Source organism: Mycobacteriales bacterium (assembly GCA_035504215.1).
Lineage (GTDB): Bacteria > Actinomycetota > Actinomycetes > JAFAQI01 > JAFAQI01 > DATAUK01.
The window spans coordinates 39,431-51,598 of sequence record DATJSI010000128.1 but is presented as its reverse complement, the minus strand read 5'-3'; the positions used below and the strand labels follow the sequence as shown (position 1 = coordinate 51,598).

At 69.3% G+C, this 12,168-nt stretch carries 15 protein-coding genes; 5 read left to right on the top strand and 10 right to left on the bottom strand.

The features are described from left to right. On the top strand, positions 1–271 hold a 271-nt coding region (locus VME70_15200), incomplete at its 5' end, for an isoprenylcysteine carboxylmethyltransferase family protein (GenBank protein HTW21544.1). A gap of 51 nt (positions 272–322) precedes the next feature. After that, on the top strand, positions 323–1,108 hold the full coding sequence (locus VME70_15195) for an LLM class F420-dependent oxidoreductase (GenBank protein HTW21543.1): 786 nt from the start codon (positions 323–325) through the stop codon (positions 1,106–1,108). Here VME70_15195 and VME70_15190 read toward each other — a convergent pair. The 9 genes from VME70_15190 to VME70_15150 all read right to left on the bottom strand — a co-directional run bounded on the left by VME70_15190 (position 1,105) and on the right by VME70_15150 (position 9,870). Further along, entirely contained in the window at positions 1,105–1,905 is an 801-nt protein-coding gene (locus VME70_15190) for a DUF1295 domain-containing protein (GenBank protein HTW21542.1), read from the bottom strand. The genes VME70_15195 and VME70_15190 overlap by 4 nt on opposite strands. After that, positions 1,902–3,233, bottom strand: coding sequence for a cyclopropane-fatty-acyl-phospholipid synthase family protein (locus VME70_15185; GenBank protein ID HTW21541.1), 1,332 nt, complete (start codon positions 3,231–3,233; stop codon positions 1,902–1,904). Before VME70_15185 ends, VME70_15190 begins: the two co-directional genes overlap by 4 nt. Next, positions 3,230–4,474 carry a cyclopropane-fatty-acyl-phospholipid synthase family protein gene (locus VME70_15180; protein ID HTW21540.1) on the bottom strand — a complete coding sequence of 415 codons (1,245 nt, stop codon included), beginning with the start codon at positions 4,472–4,474 and terminating at the stop codon, positions 3,230–3,232. Before VME70_15180 ends, VME70_15185 begins: the two co-directional genes overlap by 4 nt. Then, complete coding sequence (locus VME70_15175) at positions 4,471–5,196, bottom strand: DUF1365 domain-containing protein (protein HTW21539.1); 726 nt, start codon at positions 5,194–5,196, stop codon at positions 4,471–4,473. The genes VME70_15180 and VME70_15175 overlap by 4 nt, the downstream gene beginning before the upstream one ends. After that, entirely contained in the window at positions 5,193–6,506 is a 1,314-nt protein-coding gene (locus VME70_15170; protein HTW21538.1) for an FAD-dependent oxidoreductase, read from the bottom strand. The genes VME70_15175 and VME70_15170 overlap by 4 nt, the downstream gene beginning before the upstream one ends. Before the next feature lie 43 nt (positions 6,507–6,549). Beyond that, the gene (locus VME70_15165) at positions 6,550–7,785 is read right to left on the bottom strand and encodes an MFS transporter (GenBank protein ID HTW21537.1); all 1,236 of its coding nucleotides are present in this window, start codon (positions 7,783–7,785) and stop codon (positions 6,550–6,552) included. 164 nt (positions 7,786–7,949) lie between these two features. Then, on the bottom strand, positions 7,950–8,408 hold the full coding sequence (locus tag VME70_15160; GenBank protein HTW21536.1) for a MaoC family dehydratase N-terminal domain-containing protein: 459 nt from the start codon (positions 8,406–8,408) through the stop codon (positions 7,950–7,952). Between the two features lie 62 nt (positions 8,409–8,470). Then, a complete protein-coding gene (locus tag VME70_15155) occupies positions 8,471–9,241 on the bottom strand; it encodes a putative protein N(5)-glutamine methyltransferase (GenBank protein ID HTW21535.1) in 771 nt (256 codons plus the stop codon). 20 nt (positions 9,242–9,261) lie between these two features. Then, on the bottom strand, positions 9,262–9,870 hold the full coding sequence (locus VME70_15150) for a class I SAM-dependent methyltransferase (protein HTW21534.1): 609 nt from the start codon (positions 9,868–9,870) through the stop codon (positions 9,262–9,264). A 160-nt stretch (positions 9,871–10,030) separates the two neighbouring features. On the opposite strand from VME70_15150, the gene VME70_15145 reads away from it, so the two are divergent. Further along, entirely contained in the window at positions 10,031–10,945 is a 915-nt protein-coding gene (locus VME70_15145; GenBank protein ID HTW21533.1) for an SPFH domain-containing protein, read from the top strand. Positions 10,946–10,955: 10 nt separating this feature from the next. Beyond that, on the top strand, positions 10,956–11,153 hold the full coding sequence (locus VME70_15140; GenBank protein ID HTW21532.1) for a hypothetical protein: 198 nt from the start codon (positions 10,956–10,958) through the stop codon (positions 11,151–11,153). A gap of 13 nt (positions 11,154–11,166) precedes the next feature. On the opposite strand, the gene VME70_15135 is transcribed toward VME70_15140, so the two are convergent. Continuing rightward, positions 11,167–11,352, bottom strand: coding sequence for a hypothetical protein (locus VME70_15135; protein ID HTW21531.1), 186 nt, complete (start codon positions 11,350–11,352; stop codon positions 11,167–11,169). A gap of 247 nt (positions 11,353–11,599) precedes the next feature. Here VME70_15135 and VME70_15130 point away from each other — a divergent pair, with 247 nt between their 5' ends. After that, positions 11,600–12,157, top strand: coding sequence for a YqgE/AlgH family protein (locus VME70_15130; protein ID HTW21530.1), 558 nt, complete (start codon positions 11,600–11,602; stop codon positions 12,155–12,157). Positions 12,158–12,168: the final 11 nt, after the last annotated feature.

Below are 12,168 nucleotides of genomic sequence, written 5' to 3'. Positions count from 1 at the left end.
GGGCATGCCGATGAGCCAGAAGGTCGACCCGGACCTGATCACCAGCGGGCCGTATCGCTGGATCCGCAACCCGATCTACTCCGGCATCCTGCTCGCGTTGCTCGGCTCCGCGATAGCCGTGAGCCTCGAGTGGCTCATCGTCGTCGTACCGATCGGTGCCTACTTCGTCTACAGCGCGGTCATGGAGCAGAAGTACATGACCGAGCGGTTCCCGGACACCTACCCGGCCTATCGCGACCGGACGAAGATGCTGATCCCGTACGTGTTCTGAGGCGTCGACGGCGTGGGCGGCGGGTCAGCTGATCGCGCCTAACGTGGTCGGATGGACTCACGAAGGGTTCGGGTCGGCGTGCAGGTCGCGCAGTACGGGATGTCCTGGGAGACGTTGCGCGCGGCGGCGTTGCAAGCCGAGGACATGGGCGCCGACCTCCTCGTGAACTGGGACCACTTCTTCGGTCCGGGCCCGGACTCGGAGGCTGCGCACTTCGAATGCTGGACCACGTTGGCGGCCTGGGCGCAGACCACGTCGCGCATCGAGATCGGTCCGCTGGTTACCAGCGTCGGCTATCGCAACCCTGATCTCGTCGCGGATATGGCGCGCACGATCGATCACATCTCGGGCGGCCGGTTCCTGCTGGGTGTCGGTGCGGGGTTCAAGGCCCGGGACTACGTCGAGTACGGGTTCGAGTTCGGCACCGTCGGCAGCAGGATCTCGATGCTTGCTGACCATCTCGCCCGGATCCGTGCACGCCTCGCCCGGCTCGAGCCTCCGCCGGTACGACGGATCCCGCTGCTGGTCGGCGGGTCCGGCGAGCAGAAGACGCTGCGGATCGTCGCCGAGTACGCGGATATCTGGCACACCTTCGCCGAGGGCGAGGACTTTGCCCGCAAGTCGCGGGTCCTCGACGGCTACTGCGGCGACATCGGCCGCGACCCAGCCGAGATCGAGCGGTCGGTCCTGGTTGCCGGCGATCCTCGAGACCGGGCAGACCAGTTGCGCGAGCTCGGCGCGACGCTGTTCATCGTCAAAGTAGAGGAGCGCCCGCAGCCCGACCTCGGCACCGCGAAGCCGTGGCTCGAGTGGCGAGATCGGGTGAACGCCGGCTAGCCGCGCGGCGGAAGCGGGAAGAAACCGCTGGTACGCCGCATGTATTCGGCGTACCCGGGTTTGGTCCTGGCCATCTGCTTTTCCAGTAGCGGCTTCCCGGTCTTGAACGACAGGAACCACGACATCAGCAGTGGTGAGCCGATGGTCAGCGCGCCGATCCAGTGCTCGGCGGCGACGAGATAGAGGCCGGCCCACACGGTGGCGTCACCGAAGTAGTTCGGATGGCGGGTGTAGCGCCACAGACCTCGGTCCATCACCTCACCGCGCCGGGACGGATCCCGCCGGAACGCGGCCATCTGCGCGTCGCCGACCGCCTCGAAGAACAGCCCGACCAACCAGGCGACGACGCCGACGACGGCAAGCCACGACCAGCCGGTTCGGATGTACATCGCTGCTTGCACGGGCAGAGAGACGAACCACGCGACCACCGCCTGGAGCAGGAAGACGATGCCGAGAGCACGCAGTGCCCGATGCGGACCGGTTCCGAGCATTGCCTCGTAGCGCGGATCCTCGCCCTTGCCATGGCTGCGAACCCCGATGTACGCCGACAGCCGTAACCCCCAGACCGCGACCAGGGCCAGCACCAGCGCGCGTCGCCAGCCCGGCACCGAGTGACCGGCGGACCAACCGAACCCGACGATCGCAACGATGACGAACGCCATGCCCCACACGACGTCGACGATGTTGAACCGGCCGACGACCAGGGCAACCAGCCACGCGCCGACGAACACGACCAGCAGGACCGCGAAGCTGATAGCCAACCCGGTCAGGAACGGGTGGACGGCGAAGGAGCTCACGCTCGAGTGCTGTCCGAGGCGGCGTCGTCGTACGTCCCGCGCACCGAGTGGGGCTCCCAGCCGAGCCTGGTCGCGGGCATCGCAGAGCGGCCGCCGACAGTGGTCTTGACCGAGAGGATCTGGTCGACCCCCATCCGGTTCTCGGCGAAGGTGATCGCGCCGCCGACCAGGTACAACCGCCACACCCTCGCCTGCTCGAGCCCGACCAGCTCGACCACCTCATCCCACCGCCGCTCGAACTCCTCGTGCCAGGCCTCGACGGTGCGGACGTAGTGCTCGCGCAGCGCGTGGACGTCGCGGATCTCGAAGCCGGCCGAGTGAATCAGCGCGAGGAGCTCGGGCAGCGGCCGCATGTACATGTCCGGCGCGATGTATCTCTCGATGAACGGCCCGCCGCCGGGATGGTTCGGCGCGTGCGACATCTGCTGCACGACCAACCGCCCCTCGTCGCGAAGCAGCGCGTGCAGTCGCGCGAGGAAGGCCGGGTAGTTGGCCTGGCCGACGTGCTCGCCCATCTCGATCGTCGTCACTGCGTCGTACGGGCCGTCCGCGATGTCCCGGTAGTCCTGCAACCGCAGGTCGACCAGATGCTCGAGGCCCTCGGCCACGATCCGTGCCTGCCCGAATGCGTGCTGCTCGCGCGAGATCGTCACGCCCGTGACGTGCGCGCCGTACTCCTTGGCGGCGTGGATCGACAGCGCTCCCCAGCCGCACCCAACGTCGAGCAGCCGAACGCCGGGCCGCAGGTCGAGCTTGCGGCAGATCAGGTCGAGCTTGTCCCGCTGCGCGTCGGACACCGTGTACGACGGGTCGTCGCTCGTCCAGTAGCCGCACGAGTAGGCGAGGTGGTCGTCGTCGAGCAGCAGCGAGTACAGCGCGTTCGACAGGTCGTAGTGATGGCTGATCGACGTGGCGTCGCGGCCGCGGCTGTGGAGCCGCCCGCGCGGCCGGGCTTCCGAGGCGGGCGGCGGAAGCGGGCGCCCGATGACGCCGAGCGAAGCCACTGCACGCAGCGCCCGGGCGACCGTCGACGGCCGCAAATCGGCGCGAAGGTTGCGTTCGCGTACAGCGGCCCAGATCCGCCGGTAGGCGTCGGCCAGGTCGCCGTCGACGTCGAGCTCGCCGGTCACGTAGGCGCGGGCCAGCCCGATCTCGCCGGGCGCCCACAACAGCCGGCGCAGCGCCGACGGCGAGTTCAGCACGACGGTCGGAGCCGCGGCGTCCCCGGCGCTGATCATGCTGCCGTCCCAACCGCGCAGGTGCACGGGCAGGCTGCCGCCGAACAGCGGGGTGACCACCGGTTCGAGGGCGGCGGCGACCGTGCTCATGGTCGCTCTCGGGCAAGGGTGAGCTGCGCGACGTTCAGGTAGCCGGCCCGAAAACCCGCCTCGCAGTAGGCGAGGTAGAACGTCCACATCCGGCGGAACGTCGGGTCGAACCCGAGCTGGTCGACGCGGTCGGCCGCCGCAGTGAACCGCTCCCGCCACTGCCGAAGCGTGTCGGCGTACGACGACCGCATGTGCAGCCGGTCGACGACCTGCAGGGAGGTGTGCTGCGCACAGACCTCGTCGATGACTCGCTCCGAGAGCAGCAGGCCGCCCGGGAAGATGTACTTGTGGATCCAGGTCCACGAGGACCGGCTGGCCATCAGCCGCTCGTGCGGCATGAGGATCGCCTGCAGCCCGATCCGGCCGCCCGGTCCCAGCCGGTCGTCGAGAGTGCGGAAGAACGTCGGCCACCAGCGCTCGCCGACCGCCTCGATCATCTCGACGCTCACGATGGCGTCGAAGCGGCCGACCACGTCGCGGTAGTCCTGAATGCGGATGTCGACCCGGTCGGACAGCCCGGCGGCACTCACCCGTTGCCGGGCCAGCGCGGCCTGCTCTTCCGACAGCGTCAACGACGTGACGTGCGCACCGCGCTGCGCGGCACGGAGCGCGAGCTCGCCCCATCCGGTGCCGATCTCGAGCACCGTGCGGTCCGGGCCGACCGCTGCCACGTCGAGGATCCGGTCGATCTTCCGCCGCTGGCCGGTAGCGAGGTCCTCGCCGGGCCGCTCGAGCAGCGCCGACGAGTAGGTCATGGTCTCGTCGAGAAAGGTCGCGAACAGCTCGTTCGACAGGTCGTAGTGGCGAGCAATGTTGCGCCGCGCACCACGACGGTCGTTGTCCTCGTTCGGGGGGAACTGCTTGTCGTACCAGCGGCGCAGCCACTGCAAGGGCGGCGGCACGAGGGTGGCGAGGTTGCGCGCCATGGGGGTCAGCACCGCGACGAGGTCGTCACAATCCCAGTCGGCTGCCATGTAGGACTCACCGAAGCCGATCAGCCCGTCGCGGCCGAGTCGGCTGAAGAAGCGAGCGGAGTCGGCCACCCGAAGCGTCGGTGCGCCCGGACGGCCCCACGCCGTACCGTCCTCGAGCACGACCCGGATGCCGGTCCGGCCGGCGACGCGGTGCAGCAACGCTCGCGCGATCGCGGCGCGCAAGGGCGCCGGCGTCGGCGGCAGCATCGCCGGCCAGCGCCGGTAGTCGATCGCAAGCGGGCCGGCCACCTCTTGTACGGCGGTCATGACGACGCCTCCCGTGCGATCCGAGCCGGGCGCGGCTCGACCCGCAACCCCCGGAGGTACAGGCGGACGCCCTGCCAGCGGATCAGTGCGCTCACCCACAGTGACGTTACTGCGGTGGCCAGTCCGGCCGCGACCAGACCGGTCGACGGCCGTCGACTCCCGCGCAGGCTGGCAACGAACGGTGGCATGCCGTCGCGCTCCAGCGTCACGCTCACCGACACGCGTGCGCCCGGATCGGAGACGACGATCCGATAGTGACCGTCGACCCGGTTGAACGGTGACACGTACATCTGCTTCTCGATCCGCTCGTCGACTCGTCCGTCCGGTCCCGGTCGCAGTACGTACGCGTGCCGGTCGCCGTAGGTGTTGTGTACCTCGGCGACCACGGCCTGAAGCACGCCGGAGCGGTCGTAGCACCAGTGCAGGCTCAGCGGGTTGAACACGTGGCCGAGCGCGCGGGCGTTCGCCAGCATCAGGACCCGGCCACCGTCGAGGCCCAAGCCGTGCGCCGCGAGCAGCTCCCCGATGTTGTCGCGGATCCGCGTGGTCGACGATCCGATGTGATCGCCGGCGTCGAACCGCGCCAGCCAGCGCAGGCCGGACGGCAGGGTCGGCAGCTCGTCGAGGTCGACCAACCAGGTCCGGGTCCGGTAGCGGAACCGGTTGCGAAGGGGCGTCTGCCGCGAGTGGCTGATCACCGCGTCGTACGTCGTCGCCTTCACTGCCGCTCCCACTCGACGCCGAACGAGCGTGCGGCCTCGACACCGGACCGGCAGCCGTCCTCGTGGAAGCCCCAGCCCTGGTAGGCGCCGGCGTACGCGATCCGGCCGTCGTTCAACGCGGCGAGGCCGGACTGCGCCGTGACCGCCTCGACGTCGAAGATCGGGTGCTCGTAGTCCATCTCCCGCACGATCCGCTCCGGCGCGATCAGGCCGGTCGAGTTCAGGCTGACGAGGTACGGCGTCGTGGTGGCCAGCCGCTGCAGCCGGTTCATGTCATAGCTGACCATGACGTCGGCGCTCGCTGTGTCACAAGCCCGCATCAGGTAGTTCCACGATGCTCTGGCTCGAGCGCTGCGCGGTAGCACGTGCTCGTCGGTGTGCAGGGCGGTCCGGTTGCGCGTGTAACGGAAGCTGCCGAGCACTCGCCGCTCATCAGGGGTGGGCGTCGCAAGCAGGTGGAGCGCTGTGTCGGCGTGGGTTGCGACGACGACCCGATCGAACTGCTCGACGCCGCCGTCGCTGTCGCGGACGGACATGCCGTCGGCATTGCGCTGCACGACGCGCACCGGAGTGCCGAGCCGCACTGCGCTCAGCTCCTTTGCTGCCTTCTCGACATAGCTGCGCGAGCCACCGACCACGGTGCGCCACTGGGGCGAGCCGCTGATGCTGAGCATCCCGTGGTTGGCAAGGAAGGAGAACAGATAGCGCGCTGGATACCCGAGCGCCTGTTGCTGCGACGTCGACCACACGCAGGCGACCAGCGGGACGATGAAGTGCCGGCCGAAGTACGCCGTGAACTGCCCGCGGGAGAGAAACTCGCCGAGCGTCACGTCGTCGCGGCCGGAGTCGAGCAACCGTCGTGCCGAGCGGTGGAAGCGCTTCACCGCGGTCAGCATCCGCAGATACTCGACCCGGGTCAGCGAGCGCCCCTGGGCGAACAGCCCGGAGAGCCCTTTTGCACCGGCGTACTCGAGGCCGCAGCCGTCGCAACGCACGGACATGCTCATCTCGGTCGGCCGGGTCTCGACGCCGAGCTCGCCGAACAGCCGGAGCAGGTGTGGGTAGGTCCGCGCGTTGTGCACGATGAAGCCGGTGTCGACGGCCGCGATCCCGGCGTCCGGCGTGAGGATGTCGTGAGTGTGGGCGTGGCCGCCGAGCCGGTCGTCGGCCTCGTAGAGCGAGACGTCGTAGTGGCGTTGGAGCAGGTAGGCCGAGGTCAGGCCGGCCACACCGCTGCCGATGACGGCCACCCGGTCTCTGCCCGGCCGGGAGGAGCCACCCTGGGACGTGCGGAGCCGTCCGGACGTCACGACACGAATCCTTCCTCGAAGCGGGCCCTCGAGGATTGTTCGTTCAGCTCGCCGGGATCGGATCAGGTGCGCTGATGTGGAACCGGCGCAGGAACAGCAGCGAGAGCAGCACGGGAATGCCGATAGTCGGCCACATTGCCGCATAACCGTGCGTGGCCGACAGGAACGACGCATTTGCGACGGCAGCGCCGACGAGGACCGGACCGAGCACGACGCCGACCCCACGAGAGAAGTCGACCAGGCCGGCGGCCGCGCCCTGACCGGCTTCCGGCGCGAGGGTGAAGGCCAGCGCCTGCGGGAGGGTCATGAGCATCGCCCCGGCCAGCGCGCCGATCGGTAGGAGGATCGTCAGCGGCGTCGCCGTGGTGGGGAGCACTGCCAAGCACAGGGTGGTGCCGTAGACCGCCGCGGAACCCATCATTACCGGCACCATGCCGAACCGGTCGGCCAGGCGGCTGGCGATCGGCGCTCCGACCACGTAGGCGACCGCCACCAGCGCGATGAACGCGGATGCCACTGACGTCGACTTCCCGAGCCCGTGCACGATGTAGAGGACGATGAACGTCTTCAGGCCGGCAAAGCTGAACTCCCACAACATGTTTGCCACCGCGAACGCCTGCATCGTGCGGTTGTGCATGAACAGGTCCCGCGCCGAGCCGAGGAGCTCGGCCTCGTCCTCGTCCTCATCCTCATCCTCCAGGTCGCCTTCATCGAGGCCGGTCTCGCGCTGCAGGCGGATCACCGGCTTCAGCGCAAGCGTCGCGAGCGCGAGCGCGATCGCGCCGAGCACGAAGGGAAGCGGCTTCCACACGGTCAGCAGCAGGCCACCGGAGATCAATGCGACTCCCAGGCCGGCGCCTCGCTGCACCGCCTGCGCGGACTGTGCCCGCGCGAAGAGCCGGCGCGGCAGCACGTCGGCGTAGATCGCACGGTAGGGCGGGTAATAGAGGTAGTAGCCGACGAAGAACAGCAGGATCGCGACACCCGCGAGCTGGTACGTCGGCACGAACGGCAGTAGCACGAGACCGGCCGCCGCGAGCGGCGCTCCGATGATCACGAACGGCAACCGGCGGCCGATTCTGGTCGGGGAGTTGATCCGGTCGGACAGTGCTCCGGAGACCAGCGGAACCCACAGGGCGAACGCGCCTTCACCGCCGATCAGAGCACCGACCTTCGCCCGTGAATGGGTGAGCGCGAGCAGTGGCAGCGGACCGTAGGTCGTGAGGATCGTGATGCCGAACGCGAGACCGAAGGTCGGCAGGCCCAGGACGAGCAACAACGGTCGCGCCTCGGTGGCTGTTGTGTACCGGCCGGGCAGCTCGAGGCGGAACCTGCGGAGGCGTTCGAATCGTCCGGGTGGGGAGACGAACTGCATCGCGGTGGGGGAGGCCGGTTGGCAGTCGGCCGGCTCCGGCGCGGGCTCGGACGCCGACGGTCCCGGTGTCAGCTTGCGGATGCGGTCCCTCGCGACACGATCAGACTGTGCGACTCGCAGACCAGCTCGCCGTCGGTGGTCGAGATGTCGGTGCGGGTCTTCATCAGCTCGTTGGTGCCAGCGTCTCGGATCGACTCGATCGTCGTCGTGGTCGTGAGGACGTCGCCGGGGTGCACCGGCCGGTGGTGGACGAAGCGCTGCTCGCCATGGACCACGAGTGAGTAGTCGAGCCCGAGCTCGGAATCATTGATCGGGCCGCCGCCCGGGATGCTCGCGCCGACGGTGATGAGGAAGGTCGGCGGGGCGATCACGTCGCGGTAGCCGAGCGCCTGTGCGGCCTCCGGATCCGTGTACACCGGCTGCGGGTCCCCGATCGCCGCCGCAAAGCGGCGAATGTGCTCGCGTGAGACCTCGAACGTGCCGCCGCCGTCGTACGAGCGACCGACCAGATCGCGGTTCAAGGGCACGACATCCTCCGCAGCTGTGCCGGTATCAGTCGACGCTAGCAGCGGTGAGCAGACGAACCCGATCATGACCGGCGCGTTGCCACAACCGCAGTCGCATCGAGATCCGCCGACCGGACGACCGACGATGTGAGGCCCGCGCCCGCCATGATCGCCGCCGCTGCCGCGACCTGAACCTCCGCGACTTCGATCAGCAGTCGCCCGGCCGGCGTCAGCCATTCCGCGGCTTCGCCAACGACCCGCCGGTGCAGATCGAGCCCGTCCGCCCCGCCGTCGAGTGCGATGCGCGCCTCGTGCTCGCGCGCCTCGCTCGGCATCAGCCCGATCTCGGCCGAGGGTACGTACGGTGCGTTGACGGCAAGGATGTCGATCCGCCCTCGCAGGGTTGCCGGCAAAGCAGCGAACAGGTCGCCCGCGAGCACAGTGCCGAGCGGGCCGACATTGCGGCGCGCGCAGCGCACCGCTGCAGGGTCGATGTCCACCGCGTAGAGCTCCGGTCGGTCGAGCCGCGCGGCGATCGTGATGCCCACCGCGCCGGTGCCGCAACACAGGTCGACCACAACCGCGTTCGGTGGGGCGTTCAGGACGGCGAGGTGGACCAGCAGCTCGGTACGCCGTCGGGGCACGAACACGCTGGGGTCGACCGCGATCCGGCGGCCGGCGAACTGCGCCCAGCCGAGGACGTGTTCGAGCGGAGCGCCGGCGACCCGGGCCGCCACCATCCGTTCGACCTCGGCCGGCGCCGAGGTCTCGGCAAGGATCAGCGCGGCCTCGTCCTCCGCGTACACACAACCGGCGCGGCGCAGGCGGGCGACGATCTCGGCGCGGTCAGCCATCGGTCGCGATCCGTGGTGCGCTAGCCGGGCCGGCGGTGCACGCTGACGGCATAGCCGCCGCTCTCGTACGGCGTGCGGTCCCAGGTCGCGAACCTCTCGACGAGCTCCAGACCGGCCGCCGCGCACCAGCGGTCGTAGTCGGGCAGCCCGAACGGCGCCTCCGCAAGCGGCAGGTGAGCCGGGTCCAGGCCGAATCCCGCCACCAGGAGGCCGCCGGGCGCCAGCCGGTCGGCAAGCAAGCCCACGACTTCGGCCTCGGTGCCGGGTGCGAGCAGCGGCATCACGTTTCCTGCCGTCACCACCAGGTCGAAGTGCTCCGCGAGCTGATCGACGTCGAGCAGGTCGGCGAGCACCCAGCGGACGTCGGTCGACGTCTCGCGCGCCTGCGCCAGCATCGCCGGGTCACTATCGATGCCGACACACCGGAAGCCGAGCTCGGCGAGCTTGAGCGCAACCCGACCGGTGCCGCATCCAGCGTCGAGAACCAACCCGCCCGCGCGAGCCAGCGATGCCACGAACCGCGCCTCGCCGTGCAGATCGGCACCGGCCGCGGCGAGTGCGGCGAACCGCGCGTTGAAGGCCTCGACGCCCTGCCCTCCGGTCGCCGTTGCCCATCGGCTCTCGTTCATCCGCCCTGACCCATCGCGGCTAGCCTCCCGCGTGCGCATCGAACGCTTCGAGCCGGGGCTGCGCCCAGTCGTGTTGTTGTGGCGGCCACGACCGGCCGGCGCTGGACCGCCGCTCCGAAAGGTGATAGTAATTAGATATCACTTTTGAGAGGACACGACGATGAGCAACCAAGAGCCCGTGCCGCCGGTGGATGCCAGCCCGGTCGGGCACGGCGGAGCAAGGGTCACCATCTCCGAGCATCCGGCGCTGGCGATCAACGGTTGGTGGGGCGTGCTGTTCCTGGCGGTATGCGTCGTCCTCGCGATCCTGCTGGCGCAGACCGGCGCGCCAGGAACGGCAGCGATCCCGGTGGTGCTCGCCGGGCTCGTGATCGGCTCGCTGGTCATCGTGCCACCGGGCCACACGTCGGTGATCCAGTTCTTCGGCACCTACATCGGGACGGTCCGCAAGCCCGGCTTCCGGTGGGTTCTGCCCCTGACCAACCGCAAGGGAATCAGCGTCCGGGTACGCAACTTCGAGACCAACCACCTGAAAGTCAACGACGCCGACGGCAACCCGGTCGAGATCGCCGCGATCGTCGTCTGGCAGGTCGCAGACACGGCCAAGGCGAACTACGCCGTCGACAACTACCTCGACTTCATCCGGGTGCAGGCCGAGTCGGCGCTGCGGCACGTCGCGACCAGCCATCCCTACGACAACTCGAACGAGGGCGGCACCTCGCTTCGGGGATCGACCGACGTGGTGGCAGGGGAGCTGGCACAAGAGGTGGCGCAACGGGTGGCGCTGGCCGGGCTCGAGATCGTCGAGGTTCGCATCAGCCACCTCGCCTACTCCGCCGAGATCGCGCAGGCGATGTTGCGCCGGCAGCAGGCCAATGCCGTGGTGGCAGCGCGCTCGCGGATCGTCGAAGGCGCCGTGGGCATGGTCCGGATGGCGCTCGAGGAGCTCGACGACCAGGGCATCGTGGACCTGGATGAGGAGCGCAAAGCCGCGATGGTCAGCAACCTGATGGTCGTGTTGTGCGGCGACCAGCCGGCATCGCCCATCGTCAACACCGGCACGCTCTATTCGTGACCAGCCCGTCGTGACTCGCGAGCGCAAGCAAGTACTCCTGCGGATCGATCCGCAGGTGCACGACGCGCTGGCCCGATGGGCGGATGACGAGCTGCGCAGCGTCAACGCGCAGATCGAGATCCTGCTCCGCAATGCGCTGGCCGACGCCGGTCGGATGCCGAAGAAGGCGGCGCCGCTTCCCCGGCGTGGCCGGCCCCCCGGCAGCTGAGCGGGACGGTCCCTCAGGCCTCGGCCGGAAGCACGTCGACGTGCGCGAGTTCGCGATCGGCGTACTCGGCGCGGATCCGCAGGTCGAAGTAGAGGTACGTCGTCGTGATCGCGACGAGTGGCGACAGGGCCGCATCGACGATGGCGGAGACGATGTAGACGACCGCGAACGATGCACTCGTCGCGAACAGCAGCAGCACTCCGACCAGTCGACGTCTTCCGGTTGGTAGGGCTCGCCGCGCACGCATGGCCCGCTCGCGTCGACCAGCCGGACTACCGGTGCGTAGCGACGGACTTCGACGTGCCACCGAGACTTCCTGGTGACGACGTGCAGGGTGTACTTCGTGTGCCTGGCCGGTTGCGCACAGCCCGCCGACGGGCGGCGATACGGTCAGAGCATGACCAGGCCGCCGGTAGCAGGCTGATCGCGTCGCGGTGAGGGCGCGGATGGCCGAGATGATGCTCAAGGGCAAGCTGCTGGTCGCCGCGCCCACGATGCTCGAGCCGACGTTCGCGCGCACCGTGATCAGCGTCCTCGAACATGGCGACGACGGTGCGCTCGGAGTGGTCATCAACCGTCCGGGCGCTGCGTCGTTGACCGAGGTGGTTCCACCGGTGGCGGAGATCGCCAGCCGGCCCGCCGTGCTGTTCGCGGGCGGGCCGGTCGAGCCGCAGGCTGCGATTGCGCTCGGGTTCGTGACCGATCACACCTCAGCGCAGTGGTGGCGGCCCGTGGTGCCGCCGATCGTCACCGTGGACCTCGACGTCGATCCGGAGATCCTGGCCGGCTCGTTGCGCGAGCTGCGGGTCTTCGCGGGTTATGCCGGTTGGTCGTCGGGGCAGCTAGAGGGAGAGATCGCCGCCGGCGCGTGGTACGTCGTCGACGGGCTCCCGCTCGACGCGTTCGATGCCGCCCCGGGCCGGCTGTGGTCGGCCGTGTTACGACGGCAGCCGTGGCCGCTGTCCGCGGTGGCAAGCTGCCCGCTCGACCCGACGATGAACTGAAAGCCACCACC

Excerpts from the sequence above, each read along its gene's own strand:
- VME70_15180 (HTW21540.1), bottom strand. The coding sequence starts at position 4,474 with ATGACCGCCGTACAAGAGGTGGCCGGCCCGCTTGCGATCGACTACCGG.
- VME70_15185 (HTW21541.1), bottom strand. The coding sequence starts at position 3,233 with ATGAGCACGGTCGCCGCCGCCCTCGAACCGGTGGTCACCCCGCTGTTC.
- VME70_15145 (HTW21533.1), top strand. The coding sequence starts at position 10,031 with ATGAGCAACCAAGAGCCCGTGCCGCCGGTGGATGCCAGCCCGGTCGGG.
- VME70_15195 (HTW21543.1), top strand. The coding sequence starts at position 323 with ATGGACTCACGAAGGGTTCGGGTCGGCGTGCAGGTCGCGCAGTACGGG.
- VME70_15155 (HTW21535.1), bottom strand. The coding sequence starts at position 9,241 with ATGGCTGACCGCGCCGAGATCGTCGCCCGCCTGCGCCGCGCCGGTTGT.
- VME70_15130 (HTW21530.1), top strand. The coding sequence starts at position 11,600 with ATGGCCGAGATGATGCTCAAGGGCAAGCTGCTGGTCGCCGCGCCCACG.
- VME70_15150 (HTW21534.1), bottom strand. The coding sequence starts at position 9,870 with ATGAACGAGAGCCGATGGGCAACGGCGACCGGAGGGCAGGGCGTCGAG.